17 protein-coding genes are annotated in these 16620 nt (G+C 62.0%); 5 read left to right on the top strand and 12 right to left on the bottom strand.

From position 1 onward, the window contains the following. From VFE81_RS00750 to VFE81_RS00735, 4 genes are all read right to left on the bottom strand, one after another. Positions 1-502 (bottom strand): SDR family NAD(P)-dependent oxidoreductase (locus VFE81_RS00750; protein ID WP_325042757.1); only part of this gene is annotated, 502 nt, incomplete at its 3' end. A gap of 12 nt (positions 503-514) precedes the next feature. Next, on the bottom strand, positions 515-1663 hold the full coding sequence (locus VFE81_RS00745; protein ID WP_325042756.1) for a glycosyltransferase family 4 protein: 1149 nt from the start codon (positions 1661-1663) through the stop codon (positions 515-517). Between the two features lie 61 nt (positions 1664-1724). Beyond that, positions 1725-2552, bottom strand: coding sequence for a glycosyltransferase (locus VFE81_RS00740; protein WP_325042755.1), 828 nt, complete (start codon positions 2550-2552; stop codon positions 1725-1727). Then, entirely contained in the window at positions 2549-3811 is a 1263-nt protein-coding gene (locus tag VFE81_RS00735; protein ID WP_325042754.1) for an oligosaccharide flippase family protein, read from the bottom strand. The genes VFE81_RS00740 and VFE81_RS00735 overlap by 4 nt, the downstream gene beginning before the upstream one ends. A 294-nt stretch (positions 3812-4105) precedes the next feature. Between VFE81_RS00735 and VFE81_RS00730 the strand changes: the two genes are divergently transcribed. The 5 genes from VFE81_RS00730 (at position 4106) to VFE81_RS00710 (ending at position 9913) form a co-directional block, all read left to right on the top strand. Then, the gene (locus VFE81_RS00730; protein ID WP_325042753.1) at positions 4106-5500 is read left to right on the top strand and encodes a phosphomannomutase/phosphoglucomutase; all 1395 of its coding nucleotides are present in this window, start codon (positions 4106-4108) and stop codon (positions 5498-5500) included. A gap of 162 nt (positions 5501-5662) precedes the next feature. Next, positions 5663-6664: a lipopolysaccharide heptosyltransferase I gene (gene waaC / locus VFE81_RS00725; protein ID WP_325042752.1), complete on the top strand. Its 1002-nt coding sequence runs from the start codon at positions 5663-5665 to the stop codon at positions 6662-6664. Positions 6665-6717: 53 nt separating this feature from the next. Next, positions 6718-7602 (top strand): Kdo hydroxylase family protein, encoded by an 885-nt coding sequence (locus VFE81_RS00720; RefSeq protein WP_325042751.1) that lies wholly within the window; start codon positions 6718-6720, stop codon positions 7600-7602. Between the two features lie 124 nt (positions 7603-7726). Then, entirely contained in the window at positions 7727-9040 is a 1314-nt protein-coding gene (gene waaA / locus VFE81_RS00715) for a lipid IV(A) 3-deoxy-D-manno-octulosonic acid transferase (RefSeq protein ID WP_325042750.1), read from the top strand. A 255-nt stretch (positions 9041-9295) separates the two neighbouring features. Beyond that, positions 9296-9913, top strand: a complete 618-nt coding sequence (locus VFE81_RS00710; RefSeq protein WP_325042749.1) for a cell filamentation protein Fic — start codon at positions 9296-9298, stop codon at positions 9911-9913. 4 nt (positions 9914-9917) lie between these two features. Here VFE81_RS00710 and ureG read toward each other — a convergent pair whose 3' ends face one another. The 8 genes from ureG to VFE81_RS00670 form a co-directional block, all read right to left on the bottom strand. Further along, complete coding sequence (ureG, locus tag VFE81_RS00705) at positions 9918-10571, bottom strand: urease accessory protein UreG (protein WP_325042748.1); 654 nt, start codon at positions 10569-10571, stop codon at positions 9918-9920. Between the two features lie 10 nt (positions 10572-10581). After that, on the bottom strand, positions 10582-11262 hold the full coding sequence (locus VFE81_RS00700; RefSeq protein WP_325042760.1) for an urease accessory protein UreF: 681 nt from the start codon (positions 11260-11262) through the stop codon (positions 10582-10584). Beyond that, the gene (gene ureE / locus VFE81_RS00695) at positions 11249-11857 is read right to left on the bottom strand and encodes an urease accessory protein UreE (protein ID WP_325042747.1); all 609 of its coding nucleotides are present in this window, start codon (positions 11855-11857) and stop codon (positions 11249-11251) included. The genes VFE81_RS00700 and ureE overlap by 14 nt, the downstream gene beginning before the upstream one ends. A gap of 3 nt (positions 11858-11860) precedes the next feature. After that, entirely contained in the window at positions 11861-13567 is a 1707-nt protein-coding gene (gene ureC / locus VFE81_RS00690; protein ID WP_325042746.1) for an urease subunit alpha, read from the bottom strand. A gap of 55 nt (positions 13568-13622) precedes the next feature. Beyond that, complete coding sequence (locus VFE81_RS00685; RefSeq protein WP_054041797.1) at positions 13623-13928, bottom strand: urease subunit beta; 306 nt, start codon at positions 13926-13928, stop codon at positions 13623-13625. Positions 13929-13945: 17 nt separating this feature from the next. Beyond that, complete coding sequence (gene ureA, locus VFE81_RS00680) at positions 13946-14248, bottom strand: urease subunit gamma (RefSeq protein WP_074286085.1); 303 nt, start codon at positions 14246-14248, stop codon at positions 13946-13948. Positions 14249-14411: 163 nt separating this feature from the next. Continuing rightward, complete coding sequence (locus VFE81_RS00675) at positions 14412-15215, bottom strand: transporter substrate-binding domain-containing protein (RefSeq protein WP_325042745.1); 804 nt, start codon at positions 15213-15215, stop codon at positions 14412-14414. A 401-nt stretch (positions 15216-15616) separates the two neighbouring features. Beyond that, positions 15617-16498 carry an urease accessory protein UreD gene (locus tag VFE81_RS00670; protein WP_325042744.1) on the bottom strand — a complete coding sequence of 294 codons (882 nt, stop codon included), beginning with the start codon at positions 16496-16498 and terminating at the stop codon, positions 15617-15619. Positions 16499-16620: the final 122 nt, after the last annotated feature.

The following is a 16620-nucleotide window of genomic DNA, read 5'->3' as shown; positions in this document are numbered from 1 at the left end:
CTTCCAGATCACGCAAAACCTGTTCGGCAATCAGCTTCGACTGCCCATAAGGATTGGTGGCCGACAGCGGAAACGATTCGTCGATCGGCGAGCTCTCCGGCACGCCATACACCGTCGCCGACGAACTGAACACGAACTGCTTCACGTTGCGATCGCGCATTACGCCGAGCAGCGTCAGCAAACTGCCGACGTTATTGCTGTAGTACTCGATCGGCTTGGCGACCGATTCGCCCACCGCCTTCAGCGCGGCAAAGTGAATCGCGCCGGTGATCGGGTGTGCGTCGAAAATACGGTTGAGCGCCGCTTCATCGCGTGCGTCGGCTTCGTAGAAGGTCACGGCCTTACCGGTAATTTTCTCCACGCGCCGCAACGATTCGCGGTTGCTGTTCACGAGATTGTCGATTACCACGACGTCGTAACCGCCGTTCAGCAGTTCGACACATGTGTGCGAGCCGATAAATCCTGCACCGCCCGTTACCAGAATCGTACCCTTCGTGCTCATGCTGTTGCTCCGTTAAAGTAAAACGCCCGTCATTTTCTGCACCAGGTCTTTATACGTTTCGACGACCACACGTTCGTCGAACTCTTGCGCGACTTTCTGTCGACCGCGTTCAGCCATTGCACGGCGCCCGGCGCTGCTCATGTCGAGCATCTGCGCCAACTTCGCCGTGAGACTCTCTACATTGCGCACTTCGCACAACAATCCATTGACGCCGTCCGCCACCACTTCACGGCAGCCGGGCACATCCGTCGTAACAATCGGCCGGCCCATCGCCGACGCTTCCATCAGCGTGCGAGGCACGCCTTCGCGATATGACGGCAGGACGACGCAGTCCGCGGCGGCGATGAAAGGCCGCACGTCGTGCGCTTCACCAAGATACTCGATGATGCCTTCCTGCTCCCACGCGGCCACCTCTTCGCGTGTGATCGCGCTAGGGTTGTCGACGCCAACCGGGCCGAGCAATTGGAACCGCGCCTGCGGATAACGTTCACGCAAACGCCGCGCCGCTTCGACATATTCGCCGACGCCCTTGTCCCACAGAAGCCGCCCGATCAGCACGAACCTGAATTCCGCCTGCTCCGGCAGCGGCGTGAAGGCGAACTGTTCGAGATCGACGCCTTCGCCATGCAGGAGCCGCGCACGCTCAGGATGCACTAACAAATTCTGCTCGACAAATGCGGCCTGGTCGTCGCGATTCAAAAACCAGATCTCGCGCGGGAAACGGAAGGCGAAACGGTACAGTTTTTTGGCGACAAGCGCCGCGCGGCTCTGTTGGATGAAAACGTAACCGAGCCCGGTCGTCACCGCCACCGACTGCACGCCCGCCAGTTTCGCGGCGATCGAGCCGTAAATGTTCGGCTTGATCGTGTAATGGAACACGACGTGCGGGCGGATGCTTCTATACAAACGATACAACGACAAAAGCGTGCGCAGGTCGTCGCGTGGACTGGTGCTTTTGGACGCCACTGGTAATTCGATGCAACGGCACCCCATCGCGGTGAGCAGTTCGAACGTGCGGTCGCGCGGCGCAAGCACCGTCACGTCGACGCCGCGCCCGACCAGCATGCGGATCAGCCCTTGCCGATACGTATAGATTGCCCAGGCGGTGTTACAGACGAGTGTAATACGCAGCGCGGGCGTCGACTTCAAGGCAGGCTTCATGCGGGAACGGGCTCGACGGTGAGTGACGGGTGAGTGGCGGGTGAGTGACGGGGTAACGGCATCAATGGCTCGTAGGCGGCGCGAGCAACGTGCGTTTGACCCGCTGCAATGCGCGGTAAGGTGTCACGAGATGCAGCAGATTTTTCACGAGACCCAGCCAATCGTACGGATTGGCGGCGTTGAAGTAGCGCAGTTGCAGCCGCAACGTCGAGCTGACCTGGCGGCGGCGCTTGGTCGCGCTAATGCCGCCTTCGTTCAACTCGTAGTAGAGCCCGAGTTCCGGCAGGTTCGCGCAGTCATAGCGCTCCATCAGGCGCACGAACAGATCGAGGTCCTCGGCGGAACGGTACTCCGCGCGGTAGTTGCCGACCGCGCGCACCGCGTCGACGCGCAGCATCATCGAAGGATGCGCGAGGCATGAACGGAAGAAGCGCAGACGACGAATTTCATTCGGTTCGGCAGGCGGCGTCAGCATGAAAAGCGGTTTTCCTTCACGCGTGACGACCTGCGTCCACATGCCGAGGCCGGCCACTTGCGGATGCAACTCCATGAACACGCGCTGTTTGGCGAGCCGTTGCGGCACGCTGCGGTCGCCCGCGTCGATGCGGGCTGCGTAGCGAAAGCCGCGCTGCGCAAGGGCGTCGATGCCGGTTTGCAGTGCGCGCTCGATGCCGCCGTTCTGCGGCATACGCAGCACTTCGACCTTCATGTTCGGGATCGCTGGCGCGACGATCGGCGGCGTGCTGCCGTCGTCGACGATCAGCACATGCACGAGCGCGCTTTCGCTGAACGAGGCCAGCGTGAGGTCGACGTCGGCCTGGCCGTTGTACGCGGGCATGAGCACCGCGACGTCGTCGAGGGAATGCGCGGTGGCGGATGAATTCGTCATGGGCGCAATTTGAAACGAATGTAATAAAGATTAACCGACGCAGCGGCGAGATATCCGGCCGCGAGGCCTACCAGCGCACCGTAAGCGCCAAGCCGCGGAATCGCCAGCAGATTGACGATGAACGCAACAGCCAGCGCCAGCAGCCACTTCGAGAGCAACACGAATTTGGCCTGATATTTCAGCACGATCAGATTGCCGATCGCTTCGATCCCGGCCGGCACGGAAAGCCACACGGCCCAGCGGAAAATCTCGATCGCGCCTTCAAAGTCCGGCCCGAACACGCGGCGGATAATGAAGCCGGCCAGCAGATCCAGCACGATCGCGCCGCTCACCATCAGCGCGGCGGTCATTGCAGTGAGCCGCCACACGTTGCGGCGGAGTTGCGCCGCATCCTGCACGCGGTAGACAAAGGCCGGCGCAATCGTCTGCGCGAGCATCAGCGCGAGCGTGATCCAGTTTTCGTTCAACTGTTGCGCGGCGGAATAGCGGCCGAGGTCGGCGAAGGAAATCGCCCGTTCGAGCATCAGCCTGTCGAGTTTCAGGAACAGATACATACAGATCAGGCCGAGCCAAAACACCGTGCCTGCGGTCGCGAAATGCTTGAAGAGCGAACGGTCGAGGTGCCAGCCGAGCTTGCCGCCATGCCGGCGGATGTAATAGATCAGCAGAACCGCGCCGATCAACGCCGATTCGGCGGCCCACAGCCAGCCAAAGCGCGCGGGCGTCGCCATTGCGCGCACCAGCAGATAGACGAAGCCGGCCTTCAGCACCGCAGTGCTCATGCTGGTGAGCAGTTGCGGCTTGCTGTACGTCATGCTTTGTAGCCATGCATTGATCACGCCGACGAACGGCTCGCGAAACAGCATCGTGACCGCGAGGCCGGCGAGCATGGCGCCCACCAGCGGCTCGAAGAAGTGCAGGGCGATGCCGAGCCACGTGAGCAGCAACGCCGCGACGGAAACCGAAAAGCGCAGCGCGAAGGCGCTGCCGAGCACGGTGCCCAACTGGGTTGGCGGCCGGCCGACGATGGTAGGAACCAGAATTTCCGCGCCGCACACCCAGGTGATCGGCGAAAGCACCAGCAGCAGCGTGTTCGCGTACTGCCATTTGCCGAAGGTGTCCGGCCCGAAGTAGCGTGCCAGCATGCCGCTGATCACGATCGCCACGCCGATCTGCGTAAGCCGCTCCAGCCCGAGCCAGACGATATTGGTGAAGGCGCGCGTGACGTCGGGATTGGCGAAGCGTTTGAGCGTCAGCATCCGGTGGGCACTCGCCTATGCGGTTGCACGCGTTGTAGGTCTTGTACGAGGGAAGCAACGTGCGCCAGGGCGCTATATGTAACAGCCCACATGGCCGGCTGTCGCGGCAACATTGCAAAAGCAGGGCGTCTAAGCATTAGAATGGGCGTCTATTAGGGCATGTCCGGAAGGCGCAATTATAAGTTGGAACCGGATCGCTTCCGGCAAGGGCGCATCGCTCGGTTTTCAGATAGTTTTACCGATCCCTCGGCAATGCGCCGGTCAAAATTTTCCATTGCACGCAAGTGAGCCAACATGATCTCCAAATCTATTTTCAAGGCGTATGACATTCGCGGCGTCATCGGCAAGACGCTCGACGCCGATGCAGCACGCTCGATCGGCCGCGCGTTTGGCAGCGAAGTGCGGGCGCAAGGCGGCGACGCCGTGGTGGTCGCGCGTGACGGCCGCCTGTCGGGTCCCGAGCTGATCGAGGCACTGTCGGACGGTCTGCGTGCGGCAGGCGTCGACGTGGTCAACGTCGGCATGGTGCCGACTCCGGTTGGCTACTTCGCGGCCAGCGTGCCGTTGAAGCTCGATGGCGGCGAACGCCGCGTCGATTCGTGCATCGTCGTGACGGGCAGCCACAACCCGCCTGACTACAACGGCTTCAAGATGGTCCTGCGCGGCGCGGCCATTTATGGTGAGACGATCCTCGCGCTGCATCAGCGTATCGTCGACGAAAACTTCTCTGAAGGTAGTGGCACGTACACGGAGTACGACATTGCCGATGCGTATCTGGATCGCATCACCAGCGACATCAAGATCTCACGCCCGATCAAGATCGTGGTGGACACCGGCAACGGTGTGGCAGGCGGCCTCGCGCCGAAGCTCTTCAAGAAGCTCGGCTGCGAACTGGTCGAACTGTTCACGGAGATCGACGGCAACTTCCCGAACCATCACCCGGACCCCGCTCACCCTGAGAATCTGCAGGACGTGATCCGCGCGCTGAAGGAAACTGACGCTGAAATCGGTTTCGCGTTCGACGGCGACGGCGACCGCCTCGGCGTCGTCACCAAAGACGGCCAGATCATCTATCCGGACCGCCAGTTGATGCTATTCGCCGAAGAAGTGCTGTCGCGCAACAAGGGCGCGCAGATTATTTACGACGTGAAGTGCACGCGCAATCTGGCCAAATGGGTCAAGGACAAGGGCGGCGAACCGCTGATGTGGAAGACCGGCCACTCGCTGGTCAAGGCGAAGCTGCGCGAAACCGGCGCGCCGCTCGCAGGCGAAATGAGCGGCCACGTGTTCTTCAAGGACCGCTGGTACGGTTTCGACGACGGCCTGTACACAGGCGCGCGTTTGCTGGAAATCCTCACGCGCGTGGCCGATCCGAGCAAGCTGCTGAACTCGCTGCCGAACTCGAATTCCACGCCGGAACTGCAATTGAAGCTCGAAGAAGGTGAAAACTTCGAACTGATCGCCCGTTTGCAGCAAAACGCGAAGTTCACCGGCGCGGACGAAGTCATCAAGATCGATGGCCTGCGTGTCGAGTACCCGGACGGCTTCGGCCTCGCGCGCTCGTCGAACACCACGCCGGTGGTGGTAATGCGTTTCGAAGCCGACAGCGACGAAGCGCTTAAGCGCATCCAGGAAGACTTCCGCCGCGTGATCATGGCGGAGAAGCCTGACGCGAAGCTGCCGTTCTGAAAGCTTGAGCGGCCCCGTGGCTCTTCATGAGCTGCGGCTGCTGTCGAACGCGGCGCGGGTTTCACTGACCGCGCCGCGTTTTTTCATGGCATTTACCCGTGGCGCGATAGAATTGCCGTCCTTTCATTGCATCTTCGGGCCGGATAGCCGGTTTTCCCACACTTGAGCGTGCAAAAGATACTGATCGTGAGGGTGTCGTCTTTGGGCGACGTCGTTCACAACATGCCGGTGATCGCCGACATCCGACGCCGCCATCCCGAGGCCCAGATCGACTGGCTCGTCGAAGAAAGCTTCGTGGGGCTGGTGGAGCTCGTCAGCGGCGTGCGGCGGGCGATTCCCGTGTCGCTGCGGCGCTGGCGCAAGCGTCTCTTTTCAGTCGGCAACTGGCGCGAGATCGGCGCGTTTCGCCGCGCGCTTGCCGCCGAGAACTACGACCTCGTGATCGACTGCCAGGGGCTCATCAAGACCGCGTGGGTCGCGAGCATGGCGCGCGGACCGCTGGTCGGCCTCGCGAACCGTACCGACGGTGCCGGTTTCGAATGGCCGGTGCGCTTCTTCTACGACAAGCGGGTGCCGATCGAGCCGCGCACCCATGTGGTCGAGCGCACGCGTCAACTGGTCGCCGCGGCGCTGGACGACCCGCAGCCGCAACCCACCGAGGAAATCGACTTCGGCATCGACACCGGGCGCGCGGCGCTGGCTTTGTCGGAGGCGAATCTGAACCTGCCGGTGCCTTACGTGGTGTTCGTGCACGCCACCTCACGCGCCGATAAGCAGTGGCCTGATACTGCCTGGATCGAACTCGGTCAGTCTTTGGTGCGGCGCGGCGCGTCGATCGTGCTGCCTTGGGGCAACGAGGAAGAGCGCGTCACCAGCGAACGTCTGGCGAAGGAATTCGGCGCTGCGGCCATCGTGCCGCCCAAGCTGTCGTTGCCGGCGGTGGTCGGCCTGATCGAAGGCGCCGTCGCGACAGTCGGTGTTGACACAGGTCTGGTTCACATTGCGGCGGCGCTGAAGCGGCCGACAGTCGAGTTGTACAATTTCGCCACCGCGTGGCGCACCGGCGGCTACTGGTCGCCGAACGTCGTCAATCTCGGCACGGCTGGCAAGCCGCCCACGCTGCAGGAAGTCAAGTCCGCACTGGCCGGTTTCGGCCTGCTGTAATGTTGTGACGCGGCGTGCTTCGCCTTACGCTCCATCCGTTTTCAAGGGCGACCATGAACGAAACCCAGATCATCGAAGTAGCGAACGCTGACTGGCACGGAAGCAATCTGTCCGTGCCACGCGAGATGCTGCTGGCCGGCGTCGAACGCGGCAAAGTGCTGTATTTCCCGAATCTGCGCTTTGCGATCGAAGGCGGCGAACAGGCACTGCTCGATCCCGCGCTGGCCGATCCGAGCCGCAAGAACATCAGTCTTGAACCGAACGGCGGCGCCTTGCACGGCGTGGCCGGCGATGCCGTCACGCAATCGGCGGTGCGCGCGTTGATCGCGCGTTATCAGGCCAATGCGCGCACGCTGGTCGATGGACTTTTTCCTGAATACAACGGCCGGCTGCGTGTCGCGCCGACGAGCCTGCGGCTGCATCAGGTGGAAGGGCGCGAAACGTCGTGGCGTAAAGACGATAGCCGTCTGCATGTCGACGCATTTCCGTCGCGGCCGAACTACGGCGAGCGCATTCTGCGCGTGTTCACCAACGTCAATCCGCATGGTGCACCGCGCGTGTGGCGTGTCGGCGAACCGTTCGAGGATATGGCCAAGCGCTTCCTGCCGCGTATCAAACCGCAGATGCCAGGTTCGGCGTGGCTGCTGAACCTGCTGCACGTCACCAAATCGCCGCGCAGCGAATACGACCATCTGATGCTGAATCTGCACGACGGCATGAAGGCCGATCTCGAGTATCAGAAGTCGAGCCCGCAGGAGACCATGCCGTTTCCGCCAGGCAGCGTATGGGTGTGTTTCTCCGACCATACTTCGCATGCGGTCATGTCCGGGCAGTTCATGCTGGAGCAGACCTTTTTCCTGCCGGTCAAGGCGATGGCGCAGCCGGACTGCGCACCGCTCGGCATTCTCGAGCGCCTGAAGGGTAGGGCGCTAGTTTGAGCGCCGCTGTCTCTGCCTCTGCCCTTGCCTCCTTTGGGCGTGCGGCCCCCTTTGCATTGCAGGTCGAGCCGACATTCGAGACGGCACGTGCATCGAGGTCTGCACCAGTAAATGCGGAGTCCCGATGCTGAGGGCGATTTATAACGCCCTCTGGTGGATTGTCGCGCCGCTTGCCGTGCTGCGTTTGCTGATCCGTTCGCGCAAGGAGCGTGGCTATCGCGAGCATATCGCCGAGCGGTTCGGGTACTCGCGCGGCCGGTTGCCGGAAGACAATGCGCCGCTGATCTGGGTGCATGCCGTTTCTGTGGGTGAGACGCGTGCCGCCCAACCGCTGATCGATGCGCTGATGAAGGCGCGTCCCGATGCGCGAATTCTTTTGACGCATATGACGCCGAGTGGCCGTGCCACCGGCGAACAGATTTTCGGCGACCGCGTGTTGCGCAGCTATCTGCCGTACGACATGCCGCATGCTGTGCGGCGGTTTTTGCGGACGTGGCGGCCGTCGCTCGGTCTGGTGATGGAAACTGAAGTGTGGCCGGCGCTGATCGACGAATGCCGTCGCGCGGACGTGCCGCTGGTGCTGACCAATGCGCGGATGTCGGCACGTTCGTACAAGCGCGCGGCTAAGTTCGGCAATGCGACCAGGGACGTGTTCGGTGGCTTCGCGCGGGTGCTGGCGCAGAGTCCGTCGGATGCGGAGCGGCTTACTGCGCTCGGTGCGCGTAACGCCGCGGTGCTGGGCAACCTGAAGTTCGATATGAGCACGCCGCCGGAACTGGCGGCGCGTGGTCATGCATGGCGTGCGGCGATCGGCACGCGGCCTGTGTGGGTCGCGGCGAGTACGCGCGAAGGCGAAGAGGAACTGGTGCTGCAGGCGTTCGCGGCGTTGGGCATCGACGATGCGTTACTGATCCTGGTGCCGCGTCATCCGCAACGGTTTAACGAAGTGGCGGCGTTGGTCGAGAAGGCCGGCTTGCGTCTCGAGCGGCGTTCGACGTGGGCACCGAGCGCGGCGGTCGCGTCGGCGGCTGCGACTACGAGCGGCGGCGTGCCTGCTTTGGCTTCAGATGTGAATGTCTTGCTCGGCGATTCAATGGGCGAGTTGGGCGCTTACTATGCCGCTTCGGATCTGGCGTTTATCGGCGGGAGTTTGCTGCCGCTGGGCGGGCAGAATCTGATTGAGGCCTGTGCGGTCGGTGTGCCGGTGCTGATCGGGCCGCATGTGTTCAACTTCACGCAAGCCACGGCGGATGCGGTCGCGGCGGGTGCGGCGGTGCAGGTGCAGGATCCGGCTGATCTGGCGCGGGCACTTCGGGAACTCTTCGGTGACAAGGCACGGCGGCTGGCGATGAGCGGTGCGGCCTCGGCGTTCGCCGCGCGCCATCGCGGCGCGACGGCACGGACGGTTGATGTGTTGATGGCGTTGTTGCCGGAGTGAGGGGCTGCAGCGAACGCGATACGGAGGCTAGCGCGTCAGGCGTCGATAAATAATATATTCTGCGAACACAGGACTTGTGCGTTGCATGGTCCTATGACTTGAACCGTTTTTTCACGGCCTGCGATGACGCTTTTCACCGACCTCGGCTTTCAATGGGACCGCGCCGCGATTCCACAAGACGTCCCGACCCATTCGATCAAACGGGTGTCGTTCCGTTTTCATCGAATGCTGCCGGAATTCGTGTGGGATGCGAGCGTGCTCGAGGGCAATCCCTTTACGTTTCCTGAGGTAAAGACGCTGCTCGACGGCGTGACTGTAGGCGGCCGGAAGATATCCGATCAGGAGCAAGTCCTGAACCTCGCGGAGAGTTCGAAGCATCTGCTGGCGATCGTGCAGAACGGGCGATTTGCGCTCGACAAGACGACATTTTGCGATCTGCATCGCCTGGTTGCACGTAACGAGGCCCTTGCGTGGGGTGTATTCCGAGGGGAAGGAGAAGAAACGCGATACACACCTGAAGTAGCGCCGGGTGAAGCAGGGCGACATACGCCGCTTCCAACCTTGCCCGGTGCGACTGAACTAAACCGGGTTTTTGCCGACGGTACCCGTGCGCTGACCGCTCAGGTTTCCAACGCCTTCGAACGCGGCTGTGCCTTTTTCCTCTTCGGCGCGTTGCAGCAATTTTTCTTTGACGGCAATAAGCGCACGTCACGCTTCATGATGAACGGCGTGTTGATGTCGAACGGTATCGATGCGATCAGCGTCCCAGCGCAGCGCGCGGCTGATTTCAACGAAAAGATGGTGCGTTTCTATTTATCGAAGGATGGGACCGAGATGATGGCATTCCTGCTCGAATTCCATCCGGGTGAGTGAAGTTTTAAACCTTCAACAACCCCTTCTTCTCGATAAACTTCACCACCACGTCCAGTCCGTCGAGCGCCTTCAGATTGCACATCACGAAGGGCCGTTCGCCGCGCATCTTCTTCGCGTCTGACGCCATCACCTCCAGATTCGCGCCGACCATCGGTGCGAGGTCCGTCTTGTTGATCACCAGCAGATCCGACTTCGTAATGCCCGGTCCGCCTTTGCGCGGGATCTTCTCGCCGCCTGCCACGTCGATCACATAGATCGTCAGGTCCGATAACTCGGGGCTGAACGTCGCGGCGAGGTTGTCACCGCCCGACTCGATGAACACGATGTCCGCATTGGGAAAACGCGTCAGCATGCGGTCGACGGCTTCGAGGTTGATCGACGCGTCTTCGCGAATCGCCGTGTGCGGGCAGCCGCCCGTTTCTACACCCATGATCCGTTCGGCCGGCAACGCGCCTGCCACGGTCAACAGACGCTGGTCTTCCTTCGTGTAGATGTCGTTAGTGATCGCGACGAGGTCGTACTGTGCGCGCATCGCCTTGCACAGCATTTCGAGCAGCGTGGTCTTGCCGGAGCCGACCGGGCCGCCGACGCCCACGCGCAGCGGCGGCAGTTTCTTCGTACGGACAGGCGGATGAGTGGGGTGATGAGGTGCGTTCATGATGGATTTTTTATGAGCGAAAGAGCCGCGAATATTGCGATTCGTGACGTGCCGACAGAATGCCCAGTTGCGGCGCGAAGGTATTGATGTCTTCGGGTGAAGTGGCCAATGCTCGCGTGACGGCGGCCTCGATCGGCTCGCGTAACGCGACGATGATGCGTTGTCCGGCGAGTTGGCCGAGCGGCACGGCCTTCAACGCGGCGGCGGCCTGGTTTTCCACCCAGCTGAATGCGTAGGCGGCAAGTGCGGCCTCAGGCGCTGCATCGTGTGCGAAAGCGGCAAACGCGAAAGCCGTGGGTTGGGCCAGGGGCTTGAGCGATCCCAGCGTTGTGCGCCGTTGTGCGTCGCCCCATTCCAGCGAGACGCACAACTGTCGCAGTGACCAGCCCATCTGTTCTGTCTCGCGTCTTAGTTCGGCGGATTCACGGCTTGCCAGGAATTCGCTGTTCGCTTCCCTTAAGCCGTCTGCGTCGTGCGCACGCCAGCGTTCCATCTGATGCGCGAGAAACGGCAGTTCGCCACGCGCGAGCACATCGGTTAAACCGCTCGCGATCCAATCGCCTGCGGAATCAGCATCGGTGATGAGGTGCGCTTCGATCGCGGCTTCGAGACCCTGCGAGTAGCTGAACGCGCCGATCGGGAGTGCCGGCGACGCAAGATGCAGCAGCGCCGTGAGTTCAGCGATGCGCATGGTGGTGATGATGCCCGTGGCCGCACGATTCGTCGTGGACGTGAATGTTGTCGCTGTGATCGTGCGAATGCCCATCCCCATGATGCTCGCCGAACACCTGCTGCGCGATGGCGTAGTCTTCCGCGAAGGTCTCATCGTGACCATGCTTGTGACCGCCGCCGTACGCGCCGGATTCCGGTTGGAACGGCATCGACACCTGATCCACGCTGGCGCCGATGCGCTTCAGCATATCGGCCAGCACCGGGTCGTATTCGAGCTTCAGATAATCCGTGCCGACTTCGACCGGCGTGTGACGATTGCCGAGGTGATAAGCAGCTCGTGTCAGCGTCAACGCGTCTTTCGCGCGCACAACCAGCACCGTTTCGGGCGCGGCGACCACGCGCACCAGACCGCCATCGTCGGCGACCAGAACATCGCCGTCGCGCCGCACAGTGCCGCGTGGCAACAGCAGCGCGACTTCCTCGCCGTTATCAAGCGTTGCTGCGAGACGGCTTTTACGGCGGTCGTCGAAAGCGAGCGTTAAAGTCGGCGCGCGCTTCACCAGCACGGGCGCGAGCTTGAGATGCGGTGCAATCAGTTTGTCGATAGTGCGCATGGTTTAGAACAGAAAGTAGCGTTGCGCCATTGGCAGCACAGTGGCCGGTTCGCAGGTCAGCAACTGACCGTCGGCGATCACCTGATAGGTTTCCGGATCGACGCTGATTACCGGGCGCCACGCGTTGTGAATCATGTTGGCCTTCGTGATGTTGCGGCAGTTCTTCACGGCAACGATACGCTTGTTCAGGCCATAGCGTTCGCCGACGCCCGCATCCGCGGCCATCTGCGAGACGAAGGTCAGGGAAGTGCGCCCCAGTGCGCCGCCACGCGTTGCGAACATCTCGCGATAGTGGACCGGTTGCGGCGTCGGGATCGACGCGTTCGGGTCGCCCATCTGCGCCATCGCGATCATGCCGCCCTTCAGAATCAACGACGGCTTGATGCCGAAAAACGCCGGCTCCCAGAACACCAGATCGGCCCACTTGCCGGGTTCGATCGAGCCGACTTCATGTGAGATGCCGTGCGTGATGGCCGGGTTGATCGTGTACTTCGCGACATAACGCTTCGCGCGGAAGTTGTCGTGCCGCGCGTTGTCTTCAGGTAGCGCGCCGCGTTGCACTTTCATCTTGTGCGCCGTTTGCCACGTGCGGATGATCACTTCACCCACGCGTCCCATCGCCTGCGAATCCGACGAGAGCATCGACAACGCGCCGAGGTCGTGCAGGATGTCTTCGGCAGCAATGGTCTCGCGACGAATGCGCGATTCGGCAAAGGCGATATCTTCCGCAATCGACGGGTCCAGGTGGTGGCACACCATCAGCATGTCGAGATGTTCTTCGAGCGTGTTGACAGTGTACGGGCGCGTCGGATTCGTGGAAGAGGGCAGCACGTTCGCTTCGCCGCACACCTTGATGATGTCCGGTGCGTGGCCGCCGCCTGCTCCTTCCGTGTGATACGTGTGGATTGTGCGGCCCTTGAACGCGGCCACTGTCGCTTCGACAAAACCGGCTTCGTTCAAGGTATCCGTGTGGATCGCGACCTGCGTGTCGGTATCGTCGGCAACGGAGAGGCAATTGTCGATCGCCGCAGGCGTCGTGCCCCAGTCTTCGTGCAGCTTCAGGCCGATCGCACCCGCGGCGATCTGCTCAAGCGCCGGTTGCGGCAGGCTCACGTTGCCCTTGCCGAGAAAGCCGAGATTCATCGGATAACCATCGGCTGCTTGCAGCATGCGTTCGAGATGCCACGGCCCCGGCGTGCAAGTCGTCGCGTTCGTGCCCGTTGCCGGACCTGTGCCACCGCCAAGCATCGTCGTCACGCCGCTAGCGAGTGCTTCTTCAATCTGCTGCGGGCTGATGAAGTGGATGTGTGTGTCGATGCCACCCGCCGTCACGATCAGACCTTCGCCGGCGATCACTTCAGTGGACGCGCCAATCGCGATTGTCACGTTCGACTGAATGTCGGGATTGCCTGCTTTGCCAATGGCGGCGATGCGGCCGTTCTTGATGCCGATGTCAGCCTTGACGATGCCCCAGTGATCGAGAATCACCGCATTCGTCACGACCGTATCGACGACGTCGGCATGCACGCGTTGCGACTGGCCCATGCCGTCGCGAATCACTTTGCCCCCGCCGAATTTCACTTCTTCGCCGTAAGTTGTGAAGTCGCGTTCGACCTCGATCAGCAACTCGGTGTCAGCGAGGCGTACGCGGTCGCCGGTCGTGGGGCCGAACATCTCCGCGTATGCGCGGCGGCCAATGCGTAATGTCATGGTGTGGGTCCGGAAATGAGCAGGGCGGTCAGAGCAAGCGTGCGCGGGTGGCGCATCAGAGCTTGCCCATCACCTTGCCGTTGAAGCCGTAGACGACGCGGTCGCCCGCGAGTTCGACCAGTTCGACGGTGCGTTCCTGGCCTGGCTCGAAGCGCACGGCGGTGCCCGCTGCAATGTTCAGCCGGAAGCCGCGTGCCGCTTCGCGATCGAAGGAGAGCGCCTCATTCACTTCGTAGAAGTGATAGTGCGAGCCGATCTGTACCGGACGGTCGCCGGTATTCGACACGACCACCGTGACGGTGGCGCGGCCCGCATTGAGTTCGTGTTCGCCGTCGTCGATGAGGAGTTCGCCGGGAATCATGGGGCTGCCTTGCGTGATTAGGGGATCGGGTGGTGAACGGTGACGAGCTTGGTGCCGTCGGGGAACGTGGCTTCGACCTGGATGTCGGGAATCATTTCCGGCACGCCTTCCATCACATCGGCCCGCGTGAGGAGCGTGGTGCCGTAGTGCATGACCTCGGCGACGGTCTTGCCGTCACGGGCCGCTTCCATCAGCGCGGCGCTGATAAAAGCGATCGCCTCCGGGTAATTCAGTTTGAGGCCGCGGGCGCGGCGCCGTTCGGCGAGCAGCGCGGCGGTGAAGATCAGCAGCTTGTCCTTCTCGCGAGGTGTCAGCTTCATCGAATGTGTGCGTAGGGTTGCGCCGGTCCCGAGTTGGGCCGGCTGCGACAATGATAGGCGCTGCGCGTCATGGCCATGATCGCGTGCTGCGCACGGGATGAGTCCACGACGAGTGCAATGCCGGATAAGCCAGTCACGGTATCAAGTTCAGCTAACGACGCGCTTACAGATCGGCCGGCAGCGGTGCGCCGAACCATTTCTTCGACATCGTGTTGAGCGTGCCGTCCTGCTTGGCTTGTGCAATGGCGGCATTCACTTTCTGTTGCAGACGTCCTTCGTTCTTGTTCATGCCGACGAAGCACGGCGAATTCTTGATGACGAACTTCGGTTCTGGACGACGCGGCGGATTCTTTGCGAGGATTGCGGCGGCGACGATGTTGCCGGCCGCGATCAACTGCACCTGACCCGAGAGGAACGCGGCGATGGTCGCGTTGTTATCTTCGAAGCGCTTGATGGTGGCGTTCGGCGCCATTTGCGAGAGACCGATCTCTTCGAGCGCGCCGCGCGTGGCGCCGACCGTCTTGCCTGTGAGATCGGCGGGGCCGGTGACCTTGATGTCGGCGGGACCGAACACGCCTTGATAGTACGGCGCATAGGCCGTCGAAAAATCGATGACCTTGTCGCGCTCAGGCGTTTTGCCGAGCGAAGAGATCACCAGATCGACCTTACCCGTTTGCAGATAGGGAATGCGGTTCGCGCTATTGACCGGCACGAGTTCGAGCTTCACGTTCATCGATTTCGCGAGCATCGCGGCGGCATCGATGTCATAGCCTTGCGGCTTCATATCCGCGCCGACCGAGCCGAACGGCGGATAGTCTTCCGGCACCGCGACTTTCAGAACACCGGCCTTGGCGATGTTATCGAGCGTATCCGCGTGAGCGGCGGGCGCGTTGATTGCGAGGACGGGCGAGAGCAGCAGTGCGGCGAGCCAGGCGCGACGCGCGGGGCGAAGGGTCGATCGGGTCATGTTATGTGAGCGGTGGTGGCGAGAAGCGATCGGCTGCCGTCAGGACGCGGCAGCATCGTGAGGGATTTTTATGCAAGGTGTGTGCCATGCCGGTGCAGCATGGGCAGGCAGGAAGGATAGGGGATCTGCGCACCAGATTGATGCGCGGGCGCAATCCATCTTGGTGCAAGCGCGGTCTTACGAAGGTGAAAGGCAGCCGAGGCCTTCACGAAACAGCGTAGAGAGCACCGCCCAGAATGAAGTACCACCGCGGCGCGCGAAGCGCCGCCGGAAGAATGACGGCCTTGTCACTCACGCTAAATGTGCGAGGGCACAGATTCCAGATGCACCACTACCGCAACTGCGCGGGGGACCCGTTTAAGAATTAGCGATGTGAGCCGGCGGCACAGCCAAGAACAAGATTACGTCGCCCATATCCGCAAAGGCACAGCCTCAACGCCATGCACGACCGGCCGCAACTCAAGCCAGCACTGCGTCAAAGCGCGCTGCAGCGTTTCCATCGACCGCGAAACCGCACGCACAAGCAAAACCCCATCGGTGACACACGAAGCCGCCGCCCGCAGCGAGTCATCAAACGGCAACTGGGCGGTGAGCGCTTCAGCGAGCGCATCATCACAGGCCGCTCCGACCGCCCAAAGCGTCCCATACGCAGGAAACCCGGCAAGACCTTGCGCGGCATCCCGCAACGAATCCTCCGCCGCCAGACTCGCGCGCTCGAGCCACAGCGCCTCGCCATTCGCCCCAACGATCCGCGACACAGCCCGCAAATGCCCGGCCGACCACCGCTCACCGGCCGCTTGCCGCCCGAGCTGAGTCGCATCCCAGCCGATTGCCGTTGCACCCTCGCCAAGCGTCAGCGAAAAATCCAGCATCGCGTTGGCGTGATCGAAAACGATATTGTTTTGCGGTAGCCAGTCGAGCTTCGCCTGAGGGCCTACGCGCACCGCAATATTCTGCCGTGCCGCACGGCCATTGGATTTGTACCACTTCGTTGCGCCGGGCGTGGTGATGACGGCATGGGCACTGTCGCCGATATCCACGTCGATATCGAGTTGATCGCCGCCCGCGATGCCGCCCGGCGGATGCACGATCACTGCGTGGCAGATTGCATGGCCTTCCGGATAGAGCGGCCGTTGCACGCGCAACGGCCCATCATGCAGCCGATGCTTGAGCGTGGTTCGCTCGCCCTCTTTGACGAAGCCGAGTTCGAGGCGCGCGCGCCATTGCGACTGCGCAGTGGGTTGCGCGGTGGCGAGGGCGACGTGGTTTTCGTGAAGCGACATGCGAATGGACGTGCGAATGAATGAGCGGGTAGGCGCGGTATGGACGCAGTAACGGATGCGTTAGTGCGTAGCGTGCCCGCACGCATTAGGCAACGACGAGCCGCGTTGCCACAGGATGCGGC

The sequence above is a fragment of the Paraburkholderia sp. genome (genome assembly GCF_035656215.1).
Taxonomy (GTDB): Bacteria; Pseudomonadota; Gammaproteobacteria; order Burkholderiales; family Burkholderiaceae; genus Paraburkholderia.
This window is presented reverse-complemented; position numbering and strand designations above follow the sequence as displayed.

Excerpts from the sequence above, each read along its gene's own strand:
- VFE81_RS00745 (WP_325042756.1), bottom strand. The coding sequence starts at position 1,663 with ATGAAGCCTGCCTTGAAGTCGACGCCCGCGCTGCGTATTACACTCGTC.
- VFE81_RS00740 (WP_325042755.1), bottom strand. The coding sequence starts at position 2,552 with ATGACGAATTCATCCGCCACCGCGCATTCCCTCGACGACGTCGCGGTG.
- VFE81_RS00735 (WP_325042754.1), bottom strand. The coding sequence starts at position 3,811 with ATGCTGACGCTCAAACGCTTCGCCAATCCCGACGTCACGCGCGCCTTC.
- VFE81_RS00730 (WP_325042753.1), top strand. The coding sequence starts at position 4,106 with ATGATCTCCAAATCTATTTTCAAGGCGTATGACATTCGCGGCGTCATC.
- VFE81_RS00720 (WP_325042751.1), top strand. The coding sequence starts at position 6,718 with ATGAACGAAACCCAGATCATCGAAGTAGCGAACGCTGACTGGCACGGA.
- waaA (WP_325042750.1), top strand. The coding sequence starts at position 7,727 with ATGCTGAGGGCGATTTATAACGCCCTCTGGTGGATTGTCGCGCCGCTT.
- ureG (WP_325042748.1), bottom strand. The coding sequence starts at position 10,571 with ATGAACGCACCTCATCACCCCACTCATCCGCCTGTCCGTACGAAGAAA.
- VFE81_RS00700 (WP_325042760.1), bottom strand. The coding sequence starts at position 11,262 with ATGCGCATCGCTGAACTCACGGCGCTGCTGCATCTTGCGTCGCCGGCA.
- ureE (WP_325042747.1), bottom strand. The coding sequence starts at position 11,857 with ATGCGCACTATCGACAAACTGATTGCACCGCATCTCAAGCTCGCGCCC.
- ureC (WP_325042746.1), bottom strand. The coding sequence starts at position 13,567 with ATGACATTACGCATTGGCCGCCGCGCATACGCGGAGATGTTCGGCCCC.
- VFE81_RS00685 (WP_054041797.1), bottom strand. The coding sequence starts at position 13,928 with ATGATTCCCGGCGAACTCCTCATCGACGACGGCGAACACGAACTCAAT.
- ureA (WP_074286085.1), bottom strand. The coding sequence starts at position 14,248 with ATGAAGCTGACACCTCGCGAGAAGGACAAGCTGCTGATCTTCACCGCC.
- VFE81_RS00675 (WP_325042745.1), bottom strand. The coding sequence starts at position 15,215 with ATGACCCGATCGACCCTTCGCCCCGCGCGTCGCGCCTGGCTCGCCGCA.
- VFE81_RS00670 (WP_325042744.1), bottom strand. The coding sequence starts at position 16,498 with ATGTCGCTTCACGAAAACCACGTCGCCCTCGCCACCGCGCAACCCACT.